This is a genomic window from Peredibacter sp. HCB2-198 (assembly GCF_045999315.1).
GTDB lineage: Bacteria > Bdellovibrionota > Bacteriovoracia > Bacteriovoracales > Bacteriovoracaceae > Peredibacter.
On the sequence record NZ_CP174607.1, the window covers coordinates 1,208,281 to 1,228,125 of the forward strand.

General features: G+C 43.0%; 20 protein-coding genes. 4 read left to right on the forward strand and 16 right to left on the reverse strand.

Annotated elements, in window-relative coordinates; all coding sequences use genetic code 11:
* Nucleotides 1–31: 31 nt before the first annotated feature.
* Nucleotides 32–244, reverse strand: a complete 213-nt coding sequence (gene rpoZ, locus ACJVC5_RS06165; protein ID WP_408098495.1) for a DNA-directed RNA polymerase subunit omega — start codon at nt 242–244, stop codon at nt 32–34.
* A gap of 65 nt (nt 245–309) precedes the next feature.
* Entirely contained in the window at nt 310–2,127 is a 1,818-nt protein-coding gene (locus ACJVC5_RS06170) for an AMP-dependent synthetase/ligase (RefSeq protein ID WP_408098496.1), read from the reverse strand.
* Nucleotides 2,128–2,226: 99 nt separating this feature from the next.
* On the opposite strand from ACJVC5_RS06170, the gene ACJVC5_RS06175 reads away from it, so the two are divergent.
* Complete coding sequence (locus tag ACJVC5_RS06175; protein WP_408098497.1) at nt 2,227–2,487, forward strand: hypothetical protein; 261 nt, start codon at nt 2,227–2,229, stop codon at nt 2,485–2,487.
* Here ACJVC5_RS06175 and ACJVC5_RS06180 read toward each other — a convergent pair.
* From ACJVC5_RS06180 to ACJVC5_RS06200, 5 genes are all read right to left on the reverse strand, one after another.
* Nucleotides 2,484–2,867 (reverse strand): hypothetical protein, encoded by a 384-nt coding sequence (locus ACJVC5_RS06180; RefSeq protein ID WP_408098498.1) that lies wholly within the window; start codon nt 2,865–2,867, stop codon nt 2,484–2,486. The genes ACJVC5_RS06175 and ACJVC5_RS06180 overlap by 4 nt on opposite strands.
* A gap of 94 nt (nt 2,868–2,961) precedes the next feature.
* Nucleotides 2,962–4,677 (reverse strand): ABC transporter substrate-binding protein, encoded by a 1,716-nt coding sequence (locus ACJVC5_RS06185; protein WP_408098499.1) that lies wholly within the window; start codon nt 4,675–4,677, stop codon nt 2,962–2,964.
* Nucleotides 4,674–7,286: an alanine--tRNA ligase gene (gene alaS / locus ACJVC5_RS06190; RefSeq protein WP_408098500.1), complete on the reverse strand. Its 2,613-nt coding sequence runs from the start codon at nt 7,284–7,286 to the stop codon at nt 4,674–4,676. Before alaS ends, ACJVC5_RS06185 begins: the two co-directional genes overlap by 4 nt.
* 102 nt (nt 7,287–7,388) lie before the next feature.
* Entirely contained in the window at nt 7,389–7,985 is a 597-nt protein-coding gene (locus tag ACJVC5_RS06195) for a hypothetical protein (protein WP_408098501.1), read from the reverse strand.
* Between the two features lie 90 nt (nt 7,986–8,075).
* A complete protein-coding gene (locus ACJVC5_RS06200; RefSeq protein WP_408098502.1) occupies nt 8,076–8,852 on the reverse strand; it encodes a hypothetical protein in 777 nt (258 codons plus the stop codon).
* 227 nt (nt 8,853–9,079) lie between these two features.
* Here ACJVC5_RS06200 and ACJVC5_RS06205 point away from each other — a divergent pair, with 227 nt between their 5' ends.
* Nucleotides 9,080–9,619, forward strand: coding sequence for a hypothetical protein (locus ACJVC5_RS06205; protein WP_408098503.1), 540 nt, complete (start codon nt 9,080–9,082; stop codon nt 9,617–9,619).
* Here ACJVC5_RS06205 and ACJVC5_RS06210 read toward each other — a convergent pair whose 3' ends face one another.
* The 3 genes from ACJVC5_RS06210 to ACJVC5_RS06220 all read right to left on the reverse strand — a co-directional run bounded on the left by ACJVC5_RS06210 (nt 9,620) and on the right by ACJVC5_RS06220 (nt 12,056).
* On the reverse strand, nt 9,620–10,264 hold the full coding sequence (locus tag ACJVC5_RS06210; protein ID WP_408098504.1) for a regulatory protein RecX: 645 nt from the start codon (nt 10,262–10,264) through the stop codon (nt 9,620–9,622). It lies immediately after the preceding gene.
* 54 nt (nt 10,265–10,318) lie between these two features.
* Nucleotides 10,319–11,422: a recombinase RecA gene (recA, locus tag ACJVC5_RS06215; RefSeq protein WP_408098505.1), complete on the reverse strand. Its 1,104-nt coding sequence runs from the start codon at nt 11,420–11,422 to the stop codon at nt 10,319–10,321.
* 154 nt (nt 11,423–11,576) lie between these two features.
* The gene (locus ACJVC5_RS06220; RefSeq protein WP_408098506.1) at nt 11,577–12,056 is read right to left on the reverse strand and encodes a phosphatidylglycerophosphatase A family protein; all 480 of its coding nucleotides are present in this window, start codon (nt 12,054–12,056) and stop codon (nt 11,577–11,579) included.
* 61 nt (nt 12,057–12,117) lie between these two features.
* Between ACJVC5_RS06220 and ACJVC5_RS06225 the strand changes: the two genes are divergently transcribed.
* Complete coding sequence (locus tag ACJVC5_RS06225) at nt 12,118–13,359, forward strand: TIGR04552 family protein (RefSeq protein ID WP_408098507.1); 1,242 nt, start codon at nt 12,118–12,120, stop codon at nt 13,357–13,359.
* Here ACJVC5_RS06225 and ACJVC5_RS06230 read toward each other — a convergent pair.
* From ACJVC5_RS06230 to ACJVC5_RS06255, 6 genes are read right to left on the reverse strand one after another with little or no spacing between them, the layout of a single operon-like run.
* Entirely contained in the window at nt 13,346–14,239 is an 894-nt protein-coding gene (locus ACJVC5_RS06230) for an alpha/beta fold hydrolase (RefSeq protein ID WP_408098508.1), read from the reverse strand. The two genes, ACJVC5_RS06225 and ACJVC5_RS06230, sit on opposite strands and share 14 nt — an antisense overlap.
* 1 nt (nt 14,240) lies before the next feature.
* Nucleotides 14,241–14,648 carry a hypothetical protein gene (locus tag ACJVC5_RS06235; RefSeq protein WP_408098509.1) on the reverse strand — a complete coding sequence of 136 codons (408 nt, stop codon included), beginning with the start codon at nt 14,646–14,648 and terminating at the stop codon, nt 14,241–14,243.
* A 2-nt stretch (nt 14,649–14,650) separates the two neighbouring features.
* Nucleotides 14,651–16,747, reverse strand: coding sequence for an ATP-dependent DNA helicase RecG (locus ACJVC5_RS06240; protein WP_408098510.1), 2,097 nt, complete (start codon nt 16,745–16,747; stop codon nt 14,651–14,653).
* On the reverse strand, nt 16,719–17,192 hold the full coding sequence (gene greA / locus ACJVC5_RS06245; RefSeq protein ID WP_408098512.1) for a transcription elongation factor GreA: 474 nt from the start codon (nt 17,190–17,192) through the stop codon (nt 16,719–16,721). Before greA ends, ACJVC5_RS06240 begins: the two co-directional genes overlap by 29 nt.
* Before the next feature lie 13 nt (nt 17,193–17,205).
* A complete protein-coding gene (locus ACJVC5_RS06250) occupies nt 17,206–17,496 on the reverse strand; it encodes a hypothetical protein (protein ID WP_408098513.1) in 291 nt (96 codons plus the stop codon).
* On the reverse strand, nt 17,497–18,003 hold the full coding sequence (locus tag ACJVC5_RS06255; RefSeq protein ID WP_408098514.1) for a hypothetical protein: 507 nt from the start codon (nt 18,001–18,003) through the stop codon (nt 17,497–17,499).
* A gap of 129 nt (nt 18,004–18,132) precedes the next feature.
* Here ACJVC5_RS06255 and ACJVC5_RS06260 point away from each other — a divergent pair, with 129 nt between their 5' ends.
* Nucleotides 18,133–19,797 carry an ABC1 kinase family protein gene (locus ACJVC5_RS06260; RefSeq protein ID WP_408098515.1) on the forward strand — a complete coding sequence of 555 codons (1,665 nt, stop codon included), beginning with the start codon at nt 18,133–18,135 and terminating at the stop codon, nt 19,795–19,797.
* Nucleotides 19,798–19,845: the final 48 nt, after the last annotated feature.

Sequence of the window (19,845 nt, forward strand, 5' to 3'; positions counted from 1 at the left end):
TGGCCTTCTTATTACAACTGTCTTTTTAGAATTAGAATTCGTCTGAGTCGTATTCGCTTCTTAAAGTGTGCTTCACTTTACCAGCAGCGATCTCGCGAAGAGCAGTAACTACTTCTTTGTTTTTGCTCTTAACTTGAGAATCGTCACCTTCACGAAGTTGTTTCACGCGCTTAGCTGTTAGGTGAACTAGCTCATAACGGTTTTCAACATGCTCTAGACAATCTTCGACTGTGACTCGTGCCATACATACCTCTTGGGGAATTTAGAATCTTCATTTTTAAAAGAGAAGGCCTCTTCTGTCAAAGGAGATTATTGATACATTGCTTCAATTGTAGTCTTGTAACGCTCCGAGACAACCTTTCTTTTAATTTTTAACGAAGGGGTCAGGTAATTATCCGTGGTGAACTCCTCGGAAATAATGCTGAATCTCTTGATCGTCTCATACTGGGCCAGGTCCTGATTAATCTCGTCGATCTCTTTTTGTAGCATATCCCGCACCTTAGGGCTTTGGGCGAGGTCGATCACGCTGCAGTCACTTGGAAGTCCTAGTTCTTCCAGGTTCTTTAGAAAACGCTCTTTTTCAATCCCTACCAGGGCCGTGAGATAGTTTCGGCGGTCCCCGATGACCACGAGATGGGAAATATGGGGCTTGGTTTTCGCCATGTTTTCGATTTTTTGTGGGGCCACGTTTTTGCCCCCACTGGTTACAATCAGGTCTTTTTTACGGTCTGTAATGCGCAAGAACCCATCCGGAGTGAACTCACCAATGTCACCAGTATAAAACCAGCCATCTTTGAGGGAGTCTTCCGTCGCCTTTGGATTTTTATAGTATTCCTTCATTAGGGCTTCACTCTTAATCAGGATCTCTTTATCTGGACCGAATGAAATTTGTACGTCACCCATTGGGCGACCTACAGTTCCTGGAACTTGCTTGGCCAATGGATTGAGACAACATGGGGCCACGGTTTCGGTAGCGCCATATCCCTCAAGAATAGTGAGGTTGGCGTAGCGAAGAAACTTGATGATCTCCGGTGAAAGTGGGGCGCCACCTGAAACGAAGTAACGGATACGTCCACCGAAGCGTTGATAGATTTTTGAGAACACAACTTTTTGAGCAAGTTTGAACTCGATGATTTCGGCCGCACCTGGAGAAAGATCGCGATCAATTTTATCGAAGTATTTTTGAGCAACACCAACTGCCCATTGAAAGGCCTTCTGCTCGAACACACTTCCAGATTTAATTTTATCCATGATGCCGTTGTAGATTTTTTCAAACACACGAGGCACTGAGATCATGATGGTTGGTTTAACGAGAGCGATGTTATCGACCAGCTTCTCCATGGATTCGGCATAAACTCCCTGCCAACCAAACATGATAGGAAGAAGAGAATCACAGCGACCAAGAACGTGAGAAAGCGGAAGGAAAATGAGCGTTCTATCTGCTGAACTGAAAGCACCTTTTACCGTGGTCTCCACATTCATGAGCATGGTCACAAAAGCATTGTGAGTAACGACCGCACCTTTCGGCTCACCAGTTGTCCCTGATGTATAAATGATTGAAGCGTAATCTTCTGGAAGTTGATTATTGATATGGTTTTCAAACAGATCAGGATGAGATTTTAGCTCATCTTTCCCAATACGCTGAAGTTCTTTGTAACTAAAGTAAGGATAAGAGTTACGGAACTTCTTTAAAGTTTCTTCTGAGAGATCCTGGATAGAAATGACCAGTTTCAGGTTGGTCCAGTTCTTCAATTCAGGAATGACTTTTTCCATCTGCTTATCGTTTTCAACGATCAAAATGGAACTATCTGAGTGAGTGAAAATGAAACTCACTTCATGGGCAAGATAACTTGGGTAGACTGGAACGAGACAAGCGCGTGAACACATGGTCGCCATATCGAGTAGATGCCATTCTTTACATGTCTGTGAAAGAAGGGCCACTTTATCGCCAACGTTAATTCCAATTTTATGAAAGGCGCTGATAAGAATTTCAATTTGATTTTTGTATTCAAAGAAGGTGAGATTTTTTATTTCGTTGTTTTCAATCCAACCAATCGCATTTCGATCTGGTGTTTTTTGAACTCTGAGTTTTAATAATCTGCCGAGTGTGCGTGGTCCTTGTAACATCCGAGTAGTCCTTTTTTTCCAGCCGCGCATCAGACACTGAAAAAATTCAGTGACTTAATAGGCGTAAAAGCTGGTCCGATACTTGCCTTATCGGTCAACATGAAGACTGTCATTATAGTTTCAAAATGTTTACGAGTCACTAAATTCAACTCTGAAGCGAGATGGTATGAATTTCATTTTAAGGGCGCCTACGCTGGCGAGCGGGTGAAAAAAGTCATGCTCATAGGAAGTAATCAACAATTGCTAAAAGCAGGTGAAGAATACTTAATCTATGTAAGGCTTTTGTCTTGCGAAGCGGGAGTTCTTAAAGGAGAAATCCTAAAATCAAAACCACTCGATGAGTGCTGGGACCGTTCTTAATCCACGCTTACTGCAACGTGATCGCCGATCATGAATTGAGGGATCTCAAAAATGGGTGTGTTTTCTTTTTCATACTCATTCACCATGGCAATCGAAGCGTTGTCCATTGAGTGGATGATTTTAAGCTCACCAATTTTCACCTTATAGTTCACGCGTGATTTAGCGTCGTAAGGATTCTGGACTGAGATAATGCGGAAGACATCAACGACACTGTCTTTGCGAACTCCTTGTCCTGTACCCATGTTGATGTAGTAGTTCTTGCGAACAACTTCATTCTCAACTCCCATTGGTAGATCTTGCGCCATACTGAAAATGACATAAGACTTGGCCCAAAGTGATTGACACATAAGTAATGTAGTAAGCAGGGTTAACAGTTTCATTGGATCCTCGCAGGTGTCTCCAATGTACTTATCGACGGATTGTGGGGGAAATTAAGAGTGACCATGATACCGAAGTATCATGGTCAGGTATGGACTATTTGCCCTCTAATCTTAGGTACTTAAAGTTATTGTTGATGATGTCTGAGTAACGATAGTTCTTCAGATACTTATGAAAGAGCACATAGTTTCGTGAATAGTACTGCATGGCCCATGGGAGTTCCTGGTTCACAATTTCTTCCATCTTTTTCATAAGCGCGAATTTTTTCTCACCGTCTTCTAATTCTCTTACTTGAAGGAAGAGCTTATCAAATTCCGGGTTAGAGAATTGAGAAGAGTTTGGTCCTGGAGGTAAATTTGCCGTTGTGAGAAGTTGAAGAACGTTCTCTGCATCTGGGTAATCTAAGATCCAGCCACCTTGCCAAAATTGCAATTCACCATTCCGAGACTTCTCGAGGAAGGCAGGAAAAGTATTGGTGCGAACTTCGATGTTAATCCCTAATGGACGAAGTTCTTGTTGAATGAATTCTCCCATCTGACGTTTACGTGAATCGGTTCCACGCACATCGTACTTCAGTGTAGGAAGACCTTTACCTTCTGGATAACCTGCCTTGGCAAGATATTCCTTGGCAAGCTTTACGTCGTACTTAAATGGTACTTCCGCCGAAGGAGAGTAGCCTGGAACTCCTGGAGGATAAATCGAGTTTGCCTTCTGAGCGATGTTGTAAGTGAAAAGCTCAATGAACTTGTCGTTATTCACACCGTGAGCAATGGCCTTTCTCAGATTTAAGTTTTTACCAATAATGGGGTCCTTCATATTAAAAGATAACCACCAGTAGGTCAGAGTTGGAGCGGCGTAGAGTTGAATTTTTTGTTCAATAATTTCTGGCTTAAGTTTTCCATCCAGAGTCAGTGCCAGTGGGAAGTGATCTTTCGTGAGGTTCACGATATCAATCTTTTTCCCCATGAAGTTCAACCAATCAGTTTGGGCTTCTTTAATCACTACTAGGCGAACATTTTCTACGAAAGGAAGTTTCTTACCGGCATCTTTCAACAAACCGTTCTCATGGGCATAGCGGTCACCCTGAGATGGATAAACACTTGTGATGTAGTTGGCGTTCTTTTTAAGAACAACTTCCTGAGCAGAGTTGTAGTTGGTGATGTAGTAAGCACCGGTCCCAATGCTCTTTAAAGATAAATCATTGTTAGTGGCACGAATCGCTTCTTCCGGAACCGGAGAAGTGAAGTTCATCGCCATAGCAAAAAGAAGCTGTGGATACGGACGAATAAGATCTACTACGAGGGTGTAATCATCCGGAGCAGTCACTCCTGAGATCTCAGTCTTAAACATCAAATCCAGATCAGTCCCAACTTTATCGCGAAACTCGTTAATGCCTTTGATCTTGTTATCAAAGAGCCACCAGCCTTGCGAGCGGGTGCCATGAAAGGCCAGGCGCTTAATTTGGTTTACAATATCACGGGCCTTAACTTCGCGACCTTCAGACACGAATTCAGACTTGTGATACTTAATGCCTTTTTTAAGTTTGAATGTGTAACGAAGACGGTCTTTTGAGACCATCGGCATCCCTTCCGCCAGAAGCGGACGGAGAGTATAGGGACGCTTATGATATTCATACTCGTACAGTGTTTCATAAACAGGTGTCACCGCCATATAGCAAACTTGGTCAAAGCAGTTCGCTGGATCGAGAGTGGAGATATCACTTGGGATAGAAATCTCAATACGATCCGACTTGTTCTTGCTCTTGGTGCAACCAACTAGGGCCAGAGCGAGAGCTAGAAAGAGAAATTTCACTTAAGAGCTCCTTCGATGGCCTTGATAAGTTCCTGAGTCTTTGCAGCGTCACCTGAACCTTGAGCGTTGTCCGGCTTACCACCGCCACGACCATTCACGATTGGCATTACACTTTTCAGAATGTCGGAACAGTTAACCGAAGAGTTCGCACGATTGGTCTTCATAATGAATGAAACCTTGTCGCCTTCAATTGCGTAAAGGAACAACACGCCTTGAGGGAACTTCTCAACGAAGATGTCACCCAGTTTTCTCATGTTACCCTGGTCAGCAGAGGCGGCCTTCGCAATTGTAAGAGTCAGTCCACCTTTAATATCTTGTTTGTCTTTAAAGAGGTTCTGAGACTCAAAGCTTTGAACTTTATCGTTCAATGTTTCAATCTGTTTAGATTTATCTTTAACGTCCGCGAATAGAGCAGTTAGTTTCTCTAGCACTCGTTCTTCTTTCACCGCGAAGTTCTTCTCAACTTCGGCAAGAATCTTAGAACGGTTCAGAAGATAGTTAATCGCAGTCGTTGAAGTGATCGCCTCAATACGACGAACACCTGAAGCAAGAGAAGTTTCAACGATGATTTTGAAGAGACCAATTTCACCAGTGTTCGAAACGTGAGTACCTCCGCAAAGCTCAACTGAGAAATCTCCCATTTGAAGCACGCGTACTTCATCACCATACTTCTCACCGAAAAGTGCCATCGCACCTTTCTTCGTCGCTTCGTCTTTCGACATATGGCTGGCCGTAACTTTTAATGATGAAGCAACTGCTGAGTTCACGAGTTCTTCAACTTGTAGAAGTTCTTCTGGTTTAAGAGCTTCGTTGTGAGTGAAGTCAAAACGTAGACGATCCGGACCTACTGAAGACCCTGCTTGTTTTACGTGAGGCCCTAGAACCTTAATCAAGGCAGATTGAAGTAAGTGGGTCGCAGAGTGGTTACGTTTTGTAAGCTCGCGCTCCTCGTGATTTACTTTAAGTGTATAGCTTTCACCAACTACCAGAGCGTCAGCATCTGAAGAGATGTGAACGTGAAGACCATCAACTGGCTTTTGCGTATCAGTGATGGTGGCAAGTTTACCTTCTTTCGAATCAATCTCACCTTTATCTCCAACCTGACCACCGCCTTCGCCGTAGAAAGGAGTTTTATCGAACACGAGATAGAACTGACCGTCGATTTCTTCTTTTGCGAGAAGTTTCGCGTTACCAGTTACTTCTTCGTAGCCCGTGAAGTTCGTCGCACCAAATTTTTCTTTGATGCCGTAGAAAACTTTTACATTATCTTCTTGAACTTTAAATTTAGAGCTCTTCTTTGAAAGTTCTTTTTGTTTTGCCATTGCTTCTTCGAAACCTTTGCTGTCTAGCTCAAGGTTCTTTTCACGCAGGATCACTTCAGTTAGATCAAGTGGGAAACCGAATGTGTCGTAAAGCTTGAAGGCAACGTCCCCTGGAAGTTTTTGGCCGGCCTTAAGTTTGCCAAGCTCTTCATTAATGAGAGCAAGACCCGTATCAAGTGTCTTACGGAATTTTTCTTCTTCAAGTTTTAGAAGTTTTTCTGCAAGAGCGGCGTTGTGAGCGTTATCTGGATATTCTTCACCCAGAGACTCGACAACAGCTGGAACGAGTTTATAGAAAGAAATGTCTTTCAAACCAAGAAGTGAAAGGTGACGAACAGCTCGACGAATAATACGACGAAGAACATAACCGCGACCATCATTGGATGGAATAACACCATCAGTGATAAGCATCGTACAAGAACGAATGTGGTCGGCCACCACACGGAATGAAGCTTTTTCATCTTCAGACTTCGTAGTGTAGTAGTCTTTGCCTGTTAGTTTACCAATCGCTTTCATGATTGGTTCAAAGATATCTGTATCGTAGTTGAAGTATTTACCTTGAAGAACTGCGGCCACACGCTCTAGACCCGCACCTGTATCAACTGATGGTTTTGGAAGAGGCTTGCGCTTAATCTCGTTACCATCTTTGTATTTTTCAAATTGCATGAATACAAGGTTCCAGATTTCAACGTAGCGACCTTCATCATCAATTTCCTGATGACCGGCCGGAACACCTGTAGAACGAGCAGGACCGTGATCATAGAAAATTTCTGTACAAGGACCACAAGGGCCAACGTCACCCATTTCCCAGAAGTTTGATTTATCACCCAGTTTGAAAATACGCTCACGAGGAACACCCATATCTTTGTTCCAGATCTCAAGTGCTTCATCATCTGAGTCGTGAACAGTCACAAGAAGTTTGTCCTTAGGAATTTTCAGATCAACTGTGAGAAGTTCCCAAGCAAACTTGATGGCGTCTTTTTTAAAATAATCACCGAAAGAAAAGTTACCAAGCATTTCAAAGAATGTGTGGTGACGGGCCGTGAAGCCCACGTTTTCTAGATCGTTATGTTTACCACCAGCGCGAACACATTTTTGAATGGTCACAGCACGACGGTGTGAAGGAACCGCTTTACCCGTGAAGTAATCCTTGAATTGGTTCATTCCCGCGTTGGCGAAAAGAATAGTTGGATCATTATGGGGAGCAAGGCTAGATGACTTGTGTTTGTCGTGGCCATTCCGGATGAAATAATTTGAAAAAGCATTACGGATTTCTTGGGCGCGCATAGGGTCCTCTTGAGAGTTAAAAAGTGCCCAAAAAGGATATCACGAGTGCGGCGTGCCAAGAGAGGAAAAAAAGGTGCCGGTTTTTTAGGCCGGCACTCTGGCTTACTTAATAGTGATTTTAAGTGCGTTCACGATGGTTGTGGCCGGACGGTATTGGATATCTTCTACACAACCCGGTTGTGGTTGACCCGATTCTCCTACTGGGCACAGGCGTGAATTACGAACGTCCACGACTTGAATGGTACGAGGTTCTTTCTTGGCAGTTAGCTGAAGGTGTTTTTGTACAAAGGCCTTACGAGCACGGAATTTTCTCCCTGAGAAATCCCAGAGACTAGTGTTCGCCGCCAGTCTGGCGATGTCTGCTTCCGGAAACTTGGCCGTATCCAGATAAAAATAAGTCCAGGCACGACCACGATTTTCGTGATGTGGATGAATTCCATCTCGGTACTCCACTTCAACTTTTACTACCGCCTTACTTTCAAGCACGCGAGTTTCAGTACAGATCCGTGAGGCCTCGCCGTCTTCACGACAACCTGGGATGCGCACAACCTCAGTTCTAGTTGGAACTAACCAATAAGTGGCATCAGACAAACGAAAGTTGCTGTGTTCACGAGGAAGATCTTGAGAGTCACTATAGACCTGAGCAAAAGCAGAAGTGACTGAGAGGGCAAGACCGAAGACCAAAGCGAGAGTTTTCATGAGAGATTCTCCTGTGGGGTTACTTCGAGATTGAAGTCAAAACCTTATAGGAGAATCAGTTCTTAGGTGTAAATGAGTGGAGAGTCAGACTTACAGTTTAAACCCTTGAGCATCAGTTGATTCTTGTTGCATGGCCGCATCGTAAGAAACGTCTGAAGGTGCGTCACCGAAGCTACCAACTTCAACATTGTTGTTCTGAGCAAGAGTTTCTTGAGTTTGCTGCTGTTCAACAGCAGGAGTTTCAGTTGAGAAACGTAGACGCGTGCCTTCAAGTGGACCATTTGTAAGAGTAACCATATAAGCATGCTGATCAACTTGATACATCATGCCCGAATATTTTTCGCCATTCATGTCGTATTCAAATACGTTTCCAGTCATTTCTGAGAATGAAACTGAAACACCTTCACCGTTTGGTAGTGATACAGCTAGAGACTCAATCACGCCGTTATTTGAGGCAAGTGAACCTGAGAATTGAGTATTAGTTAGACCCTGTTGGTATTTCTTTGGATTAATAACTTCTACTAAAGTCAGAGTTAGATCGTCTTGAACTGCGGCCGCTTCTTCAACGATTTCAGCAGCAGTTGGAACGTAGTTAGATTCAGTTTTTGAAGCAGCAGCAACTACTGCAGCTTCAACTTTTTGAGGCATTACTTTAGATGGAGTTAGTTTCTGCCAGTTAGATTCAGCGGCGATTTTACGACCTTCAATTGTCACACCGTAAACTTCGTCCAGACGCTTTACGAATTTAGCTTCTGAACCATTCAGGTGAGATTCTGAATTAATCACAACAGCGTTGTAACAACCAACAAGAACGAAAAGTCCTAAGGTAGCTAGTGCAATTGTCTTATTCTTTTTATTGAAGTTCATAATCATTCCCCTTGCCCTTAATAGAGCAAGGTGAATGCCAAGTTTTACGGATCTAAGTACCTGTTTCCAGAATGAGAAGTGAAGAAAGTACATACACTGTCTAAAAGATAAACACATTTCGGGTGTCAAAAAATTCAACACCCTTTGAATTTATAGACCTGATGGCTTCAGGCCTGCCCATATTCCATTTAGACTTCCCATAAGTTCAAATCACAAAAGGGAAAATCATGAAAGTATCATCACTTCTGGTTCTACTTACTCTTACTGTTTCATTTAATGCTTTTAGTGCGCTAGTACCACTTACAGATGATGAAATGAGTGAAGTAGGCGGCCCAATTATCGCTGATAATACACTTAGTGTAGAAGTTGAAAGAGCGATGATTGCAAGCTTTAAAGCTGGTGATGAAAATGCGGCCAAAACGATTGCTCATATTAACCGAATTGTAATGGCCGCTCGTACTGGAAGACTTACACATGAAAGTGTTAACTCTGAATTCAACCGATTTATTAGAACATTGGATATGCTAGGTGTTCCTCTAAGCGTGATCAATGCTCAGGTGGAAAGAGGCCTTTATCTTCAGGAGCAAGCTGCTCGTCAGGCGGCCCTTGATGAATCTCGCCGTCTTATATTCCGCGCCCTCATGGGTAATTTGATTGAGTTTGGAAATAAATACCGCAATCAGCAGCACAACCCTCAAATGGTTGTGGATTTCTCAAACATTATGATTAATTTCATCAATCAAAACGCATCGTTCGTTGGTAAGTAATTATTCAAAGTCTGCGGTTGATTGGTTTCCGAAATACTGATTAATCGCTTTCTTCGCATCACTAAAATCATGACCCTTCGAGATGAGGAACCTTAAAACCTTGTCTCGAAGTTTTTGTTTCTCAAGCGGGTTAGTGGGAATGGCCTTAGAGCGAAGTTTTTTCGCCACAAGCTTTTCAATCGACTCTTCATCTGTGAAGCCCAGTTCTTGTTCCACCATACGAAACTCTTCTGAATTGAATTCTAGCTTCTCCTGAGCGCCTCTTCTGCGGATCTTGTCTTCAGATTCACCTTTCATCATCCATTTACGAATAAATAAACGGCGATAGCTTTCTTCACGAAGAAGTCCGCGCTCTTTGAGCTTCGGGATGACTTCGTCGATCATGTGCGGGAGATTTTGGGGCTTAGAGCGGAGTTTCTGACGAAGCTTGTACTCAGAGTAATCCTGGCGTGCGAGAAGATGAATGCAGTAGTTGTAAATCCTGCGTGCATCGCCGGCCTCTTCAGCGATAACTGAAGTGCCCTTAGCTTCTGAGATTTGTTTACGGAGTTGTTCTAGATCGGTCATCTTAAGCTTCACTTTGTTCTCTCCGCATCCTGCTTCGAGACCCTTCGGGCTGCTAATGCAGACAAGTTCGGCCATCATGGCCTCACTTTCTCTGGAGAAAGTAAAAGGGGCTCTTTCGAGCCCCTTTATTCTTTATTGCTTAACTGTTTTTTTAGCAGGAGCTGCTTTCTCTTCTTTGATTTCACCAGTCGCCATATCAACGTTTGATGTATCACCTTTAGCGATTCCGTGCTTAGCAAGAACCTTCTGACGGATTTCGGCCATCATTTCAGGATTGTTTCTTAAGAACTCTTTTGAAGCTTCGCGACCCTGACCAACTTTTTGGTTGTTGTAAGAGTACCAAGCACCGGCTTTCTCTACGATGCCTTCATTAGCGGCAACATCAAGAAGATCGCCTTCTTTTGAGATACCAGCGCCGTACATGATGTCGAATTCAACTTCACGGAAAGGAGGAGCAACTTTGTTCTTAACGATTTTAACTTTTGTACGGTTACCGATAACTTCTTCACCGTCTTTAAGAGCACCAGTACGACGGATGTCCATACGAACTGAAGCGTAGAATTTAAGAGCGTTACCACCAGTCGTTGTTTCTGGGTTACCGAACATAACACCGATCTTCATACGAAGCTGGTTAATGAAGATAACTGTACAGTTCGAACGAGCGATTGAACCAGTTAGCTTACGAAGAGCTTGGGACATAAGACGAGCTTGTAGACCCATGTGAGAGTCACCCATGTCGCCTTCAAGTTCAGCTTTCGGAGTTAGAGCGGCAACTGAGTCTACGATAAGTAGGTTAACCGCGCCTGAACGAACAAGCATATCTGTGATTTCTAGAGCTTGTTCACCAGAATCTGGCTGAGAGATAAGAGTATTAGGGATATCAACACCAAGCTTAGCAGCGTAAACAGTATCAAGCGCATGCTCAGCATCGATGAAAGCAACAGTTCCACCAGCTTTCTGACATTCAGAAGCGATGTGAAGAGTTAGAGTTGTTTTACCAGAAGATTCAGGTCCGTAGATTTCGATGATACGGCCTTGAGGAATACCACCCACACCTAAAGCAAGGTCGATTCCTAGAGATCCAGTTGAGATCGCAGGAACTTTCTCAGCAGCTTCAGCAGTATCCAGGCGCATGATCGCACCTTTACCGAATTGCTTTTCAATTGTTGAAAGCGCTAGGTCTAGAGCTTTCTTTTTGTTCGCAGCGTCTGTCGTGTTCACGTGATTCAATGACATGAGTTTCTCCCTCTAAATAACAGTTATGAAGGTGTGTGTTATACATTTGAAGCTAACATCGCCCTTCGTTTTCGACAACGCTTTTCCTGCAAATTTTACGGAAAAATTACGGATAGTTAAGAATTTGAAATACTTAGCTTTTTAATGCCTTGAGTTAAATAAATTTCTGGAGGATGAAGGTAAAAATTCCCGCATAAATTCCACTCACAGCATCGTCAGTGATGGTTCCAAAACCATGTTTCATACGATCGAAATAAGAGGCGGGCCAGATTTTTACAATGTCGAAGAAACGAAAACTTCCGAAGACAAGAAAGAGGGTAGGAAAGTCGACTGTCATGGCGAAGGCCCAAGTGATGAGCATGCCAATCACTTCATCAATCACAATCCATTGTGGGTCATGCAGGTGATACTTTTGTTGCACCTTCTCTGTCACCACGACCGCGGCCACAAAAAGTGTAGCAATGAGTGCGATCAAACTATAAATGTTTATTTGTAGGTAATGAAGGAGATAAATTAAGGGAATCGTTGCTAAGCTTCCAATAGTCCCTGGGGCCTTTGGAGATTTTCCGGTGTAAAACCAAGATAAGAAGAGGACTGTCGGAATGGAAGGGCCCTGAATTTTTTGCTCTTTCATAATATTTACGTTAGTTTGCCTTTTCTAAAACTTTAAACGTGATTCGAGAGATTGGCAAAATATGACCCAACGTCCAAGCTACCTTGCTGATTATGGATTCAACTGGGAAACATTTGATGTCGTTTGTAGTGGTAAATCATCACTAGATGCCACCAACTACTTCACTGAACTTGGCGATAAAAGCCAGGTGGCCAATTTCCTCAATGGTTATGGCTTCGATATTTCGGACCCGGTTGAAAGCGCTGAGCTTTTTGGAATTTTCCAGGAAGCGATTCAATTCATTAAGCGCTACTTCTTAAAAGAAGGAAACCCTGAAGGTCTGGACCTTCGTGTGCCAAACTACCTTTTTACGATCACTAATATTTCTGAGCTTTTCCTGGCCGCGACCGGGCACTCATCTGTGAAACTTAAAAAAGATGAAGAGCTTTGGGCCGGTGCCGTGTTGAAGGTCATGCATACCCTTCTCCACACCGATAAAGATCTTCGTTATCGTTACTTCTCAACCATTCAGCAGCAGATCTTCGATCGTTTTTATAAGTTCACTCATCGTGATGAGCAGAACCGTTTGTTTTTGAAAAACGACTCTGGAACTTCTATTCCTCTGTACGATTTTCAGACGAAAGCGAAAAAGACCCGTGATTCCATTGTGATTAAACTTCTTCACAAGCAAGAGAACGTGGCAGAAGAGCTGTTTGATAGGATTGGGGTGAGAATAATCACGTACAATAAGCTTGATGCTCTTCGAGTGATTAAGTTTCTTCACCGCAATCACGTGATCATGATTAACAATATCAAACCAAGTCGTTCGCAAAACACTTTGGTTGATTTACCACGCCTCCGAACACGCATGTTCTCACTCTATAAAGAGGCGATTCGTAATAACATGCCGGAAGATGTTTTCTATCAACGTTTGAACGCCTTGATTGATGATTGCCCGACTTCGAAATCTCATCATGATAACCGCCATACTTCTGAAGAGTATCGCGCGATTCATTTCACGGGCCGACAACTGATCAAGTATCGTAACCCGTTTATGGCCTCATTCAATGAAGTCAGAAAGCAGGCTTTGAAAGATCGTGAGAATCCGGTTTCTCAAGCGCTTTTGCATCTAGATACTTCGGCCATTTCTCGTGACGTGCGTTTCTTCTATCCGTTCGAGGTTCAGATTACTGATTATGAAAGCCACCTGAAAAATACTCAGGGTGAGGCCTCACATAATGAGTACAAAAAGTCTCAGCTTCGTTCAGCGATGAAACGTATTTTCCGTCCGATCATTGAACTGAATAACATTAAAGTCGATTAAGATTTTGCTTAATGAAAAGATCAATGCGCTCATTCACCATGGACGGATAATCTGCCTGGGGAACGTGAGAGCCGTCTTTCATAAAGTAGGTCTCAGCATTGGGAAGTAGAGTCGCAAGCGTTCTTTGCACGTGGTTGGGAATCACATTATCTTTATGGCCGCCCATGACCAAGGCCGGCATCGTCATCTGTTCTAAATTTCCTGTGATATTTTGGCGAGTCATCTCATTAAAGAGCTGAAAGAAAACCTCAGCTCCAAGTTGTCCCACGCGATTAAGATAAATTTCGATGAACTCTTTTGAAACTTTCGCTTTATTGAACCCAGTGGCGTGGATAATTTCTCTAACAACAGGATTCATCCCACCCGTGCTCCAAATCTTATTAAACACACCTGGATACTTTTCCATTCCAAGATTCAAGAAGGGAGTGATGAATTCCATCAGATTGGAATCAAACATCACGTCTTTGACGTTAATGAAAGTTCCTGAGATTAACACCATGCCACTCACAAGTGACGGATAATCTTTTGCCAGTTGCAGGCAAACATTCACGCCCATACTGTGGCCAAGCATCAAGGCCTTATGAATGCCCAGAAACTCACAAAGGTCATGAACATCTTTTGCCATTTGTTGAAAAGTGATCTTTTTTACATCGGCCGCACCGGTTGATTGGAAGTGACCGCGATAATCGTGTATCAAGATTTGATAACCTAGATTATCAAAGTATTCAGTTTGAAATTTCCAGTGATGATTACTGCACACCAAACCATAGTTAAAAACCAAAACCGGTTTTGATGGATCAATCTTTGTGAAGTTCTTCACGAAGAAGATCTGTTCATGGTCAGGAGTTCGGAAAAAATTGGCGTCACTGTTTTTAAACATACTATTTCATCTTTCTCGTTAGGCTCTCAATCACCGGAAGGCGAGGAGAGTTAGTATCAACCAACTGAGAAAGTTTTTTATTCAGAATATTTTTTTTACTATCACGAACAGTGTCCTCAAATGCAAGGACTTTAAAAGTCGTTTTCCCAATGAGAATTTGATCATTTGGTTTTAATTTTCGAATGACTGAGGCCCGCTTCCCATTAATGAGATAAAACTCCACTCCTCGCTGAGGATGAATGAGAAGTTCATTGCCAATCACTTCCAGCATGACGTGGGAGGCGGAGAGTTCATTGTCCTTGATCCAAAGGTCGCCAGTACTTGCTCCCAGATAAATCTGGTTTTGATAATACTTAAAAGTCGAGACGACATTTAAATCTGGGCTTTGGGTGATTTCGATTTGAATCATACCTAGATAGTATCGAGGATTTTCTGATCTTTTGCGAGTCTTTCAAAATGAGGAGCAAGGAGTTCCGGATGGGTCTGTTGCAGACGTTCAACATCGGCCACCACTCTCTCTAAAATAGCGGTATGAGTAAGGAAATTCGCGAGTTTTTTGCTGGTTGTTGTTCCTGATTGATCTACTCCAAAAAGATCACCTTCGCCGCGGAACTTTAGGTCTTCTTCAGCGATGACAAATCCATCCAGGTTCTTTTCGATGACTTCCAAGCGTTGATGGGCCTCGGGTGAGACCTCCTTATCAAGCACCAAGAAGCAAAAGCCGGGCTTATCACCACGGCCCACGCGACCTCTTAACTGGTGAAGCGAGGAGAGTCCGAAGCGCTCAGGATTATAGATACTCATGATGGTGGCATTGGGAACGTTGATCCCAACTTCAATCACACTGGTCGAAACCAGAATATTTACTTTCTTCTCACGAAAGGCCTGTACCACTTGGTCTTTTTCTTCCGGCTTCATTTGTCCGTGAAGCATTTCCACTCGGAAACCTTTAAACGTTTCTTGATAACGCTTAAGACTTTCTTTCACGTTCTGAAGATCAAGAGTCTCAGATTCATCAATGGCTGGAAACACAAAGTAGGCCTGCTCACCCAGCATCAGGCGACTTTTCACAAACTCCACATACTTCCCGTAATTCACTTTTTCAGTGATGCGAGTTTTGATACCTTTTCGTCCAGCCGGCATCATCTTGATCGAAGAAATATCCAGATCACCGTATTGGGCCAGAGAAAGGGTTCTGGGAATCGGAGTCGCAGTCATGATTAAACTATGAGTGCCTTCGCCTTTGGCCACTAAGCGCAGACGTTGTTCCACTCCGAATTTATGTTGTTCATCAATGATGGCGAGACCCAGTTTTTTAAACACCACTGAATCCTGGAAGAGAGCATGAGTGCCCACCACGATTTCAGTTTCACCGCTGGCAAGCCTTGCTAGAATCGCTTTCTTCTCTTTTGCCTTGGTTGAACCTAAAAGCAGTTCGATATTAAGCGCTGGATTCAGTTCTTTAAAAGAATTGTAGTGCTGAGTTGCGAGGGCCTCAGTTGGACACATCATTCCCACTTGAAAACCGCATTTATTGGCGACTCTCGCAGCAAGCCACGCCACAATTGTTTTTCCGCAGCCCACGTCACCTTGAACCATTCTCATCATGGGATGACCAGATTTGAAGTCTTTCACGATTTCTTCAAAGACCTTCAACTGATCTGTCGTGAGTTCAAACGGCAGGTGCTTAACCAGATCGTTCACTTTATTCGGTTCAAGTGCAATCACCGGAGCGTCTTTGCGTTTTATATATTTACGACGGGTCTGAATCTTTAACTGGTCGATTAAAAACTCTTCGTAAATAAGACGTTCTTCGGCCGCATCTTTCTTCTTTAAATCAAAACTAGCAGCAGGAATTCTTCCATGAATAACTTTGAAGGCATCACCCAGGCTCATTTTTGAGTCATAACCAAGCTCCGGAAGAGTCTGTGGAATGTTCTGCCACAGAGTAGGGGGAACCAGATCAAAAACTTTCTTTAAATGATTTCCTGCGATTTTGTTAACGGTTGGATATTCAAGAATGTACTCAGAGCTTCCCTCATCATTCACAATAATTTGGGGATTGATGATTTGTTTCTGCGCTTTAAATTCCTGCATTTGTCCCAGGAATGTGATGCTCTCTAGACCTTCAATTTGTTTTTTCTGATTGGGATAAAGATTGAACCAACGAAGTCCCAGAGTTTCTGATGAGTGATGATCTTTTAGAACCACGTAGCCGTTATAAAGAAGAATATTCCCACGTCCACGGCGACCAAAGGCCGGTTTCACTTCAACATGAATGACTTTTCCTGAGCCCTTGAAAAATTGATTCATCACCGCTTCTCGAAACGGTTGAACCGACGGCATTTTGTGAATTCTCAGAGGAAGGATCCATAAAAGATCCTGGAGAGTCGAAAGCCCTACTTCTTCCAATTTTTCAATTGTAGGAGAGGGCTTTTTTCCTTTGGCGAGATCGCTTACCGGTGAAAGCCAGCTTAGATTAGCTGTACTTAACGTCTTGGACCTCATAAGTCAGATCACCTTTAGGGGCCTTAACAATGACTTCATCTCCGTTCTCTTTACCGATCAAAGCACGGCCAAGGGGAGAGTTGTATGAAATTTTCTTTGGATCAGTCATGGCCTCATCTTCGCCCACGATCTGATAAGTCATCGTCGTTTCTTTTTGGTTATCAAAAATAGTCACAGTTGCACCGAATACGATTTTATCTGTGTTGAGAGTCGCTACATCGATTACACGCGCGCGCGCAATTTTACTTTGCACGTCTAGAATACGACCTTCAATGATTGATTGACGTTCTTTGGCAGCAGCATACTCAGCATTTTCTTTTAAGTCGCCAAGTTCGCGGGCCTCAGAAATTGCTTGTTTTACTTGTTCGCGCTCAACTCTGATCAGATGACTAAGCTCATCTTCCAAAAGTTTTTTGCCTTTTAATGTCATTGGACAATCGCTCATACTCTTCCTTCAACTACTTCTTAAACAGGGCCGCGGCCTTTGCCAGGGCATCTTGTCGTTCTTTATCTGGATTACTACCAGGAGAGCCTATCTTAAAATAATCACAAAAGTTAGCCTTCTCTTTATCCTGGACGCGATCAGCAGACGTTTCCCGGCACTCGTTATAGGCCTTGGGATCATAAAACTGACACATTTTGCAGCAGCGAAGGTCGGTATTGCAAGAAGGACATACATCTCTTCTTCCAACCATGATTTTGAATGTATCTGAAAGCGGTTTCCCGCATTTATAACAAGTTAGTGACACTTAAAACTCCTGGCCTACCCCAACACCTAGGCCCATTCCATTTTTCTCGCCCACCGGAGAGAAATAAATCTTCGGGGTATTGCGCTTGTTATATTCTTCAACCGACTTGGAAAGTAAATACTCATTGTTGTAGCTCTCAGTTCTAGAAATCAAGTAACTGACGGCAATTAAGCCTGCGCCGCCAAAAAGAAGAAAGTTTTTACTCGTAAAAGATTCGTTTTCTCCATCATTCGGACGCATAAGACTACCAAGGATCATGACAGTACCTAAAGTACTCATGGCCGCACTTTTCCAAGTTGAACGGTTGTTGGCCTGGTATTCATCCAGAAGCCCTTTGGCCACCTCGTCTTTCTCGAGATAATAGCGCAATCCCTCTCCCTTGTTATTGCTACTGACATCCACTAAGACCTCTTGGTAATTAATGGTTGCCACTCGACTGCACGTCTCTGCCGCCCAAACGAGTTGGGTCGCAAGAAGATATGAAATCAAAACAGTCAGCTTTAACATGGGTAAATTAGTTCTCTACTTAGTAACTTTGGTTCTACGGGCATTTTAACTTACCATAAAATAAAAAGCGACCTTGTAATTATGGACTTAATTAAGACAAGTATAGGAATTTCCAAAACGATCAAAAACGTGTCACGTTTTCGTGAGATTCTTACTGTATTAAGTCGTCACGGCTTCTCTGAACTCATCATCAAATCCGGCCTCGATAAAGTTATTCCCGGCTTTGTACTTCCAGCGCGAGTCTCTGAATTACGAAGTGAAGACATGTCCAACGAAGAGTGGTGGCAGGTCTTTGGAGAACAACTTCGTAAAAGTTTTGAAGAACTGGGACCAAGTTTTATTAAGCTGGGTCAGCTTATGGCGACCCGTGAAGATATTCTTGATCCGGCCCTCATTCGAGAGCTAAAGCTTCTGCAGAATAAAGTAAAAGGCATTCCTTTTGAAACTGCTCAAAAAGTCATTGAGGACAACCTTGGAAAACGCCTGAGTGATATCTTCCTCACAGTGGATGAAGTGGCGATTGGCACTGCATCTATCGGAGTCGTGTACAAAGCGCAACTTCACAATGGTCAGAAAGTCGTAGTGAAGGTTCGTCGTCCCGGAATCTCCAAACTCATTCATACTGATTTTGAAATTCTTCTTTTTATCGTTCAGAAACTTGAAAAGGTCTCATCTGAGATCAAGTTCCTGGGCATGTCGAAGATGATTTCTGATTTTTTCAAAAGCACTCAGAACGAACTCAATTTCATGATTGAGGCCCAGAATTGTGAGCGCCTTCGAAAAAATCTGGAATTGATTGATAAAGATCAATATCTGGTGGTTCCGAAAGTTTATCGCGAATTCACCACAGAAGAAGTTCTGGTTTTGGAATATTTAGAGGGGAAACCTTTTAATGAGTTCCGTTCGATGGAAGAACTTGGTCCGGACATGGTGGAGAAGCTTGAGAAGAGTATTGAGCTCTTTACCCATACGCTTTTGGCAGATGGTTTCTTTCACGCTGACCTTCATGGTGGAAACTTTTTTGTCCTCGAGAATCGCAAAATCGGAATCATTGATTTCGGTTTGATGGGAACTTTGAGCAAAAAGAACCGTGCCAATCTTATTTCCATTCTTTACGCCGTTATCACTTATAACTTTGATAATCTCGTTTATGAGTTTCTGGATGTGGCCGAGTACGAATCAGTGCCGGATCATGAAGAGCTTATTCGAGATATCAAAGATTCCATCTCGCCTTATATTGGTCTTAGTGTAAAAGAAACCAATATGACGGAACTGGTTCGAAATCTAATTCGAACGTTGAGTAAACATGAGCTTTATCTTCCGCGTGAGTGGTTTATCATTTTCCGCGCTCTTATGACTTTGGATGGAGTAGGTAAGTCTATTGGAATGGATCTCAACATCTTCAAGGTCTTGGAGAAAGATCTTCCTAATTTGGTATCTGAGCTTCTCTCGAAAAAGAACGCCCAGGAAGAGCTGATGTGGGTGGCGAAGGACGTGGTGACGTCTCTTCGAATTGTTCCGAAACACCTAAAATGGTTTTTAAAAGAGATCTCACAGAATAATTATTCCCTCGAGCTTAGAATCCGCGATCTGGATAAATTATCCAAGGGTCTTAACCGTTCTCTCTATAGTTTGGGCCTTTCTCTTATGGCCTGTATCTTTATTCTCTGCGGCGCTTTATTTGTGAGAAACGTTAATGTCCTTAGCATTTATGACGTTCCACTCTTAACTTGGATCTTTTGGGCCTTTGGTGGTTACCTTATGATCCGGATAGCGATGCTCCGGAAGTTCTAGCCAGCACTATTTCTGACATTTTCTCATCTTGTATTTTCACTGCGGTTT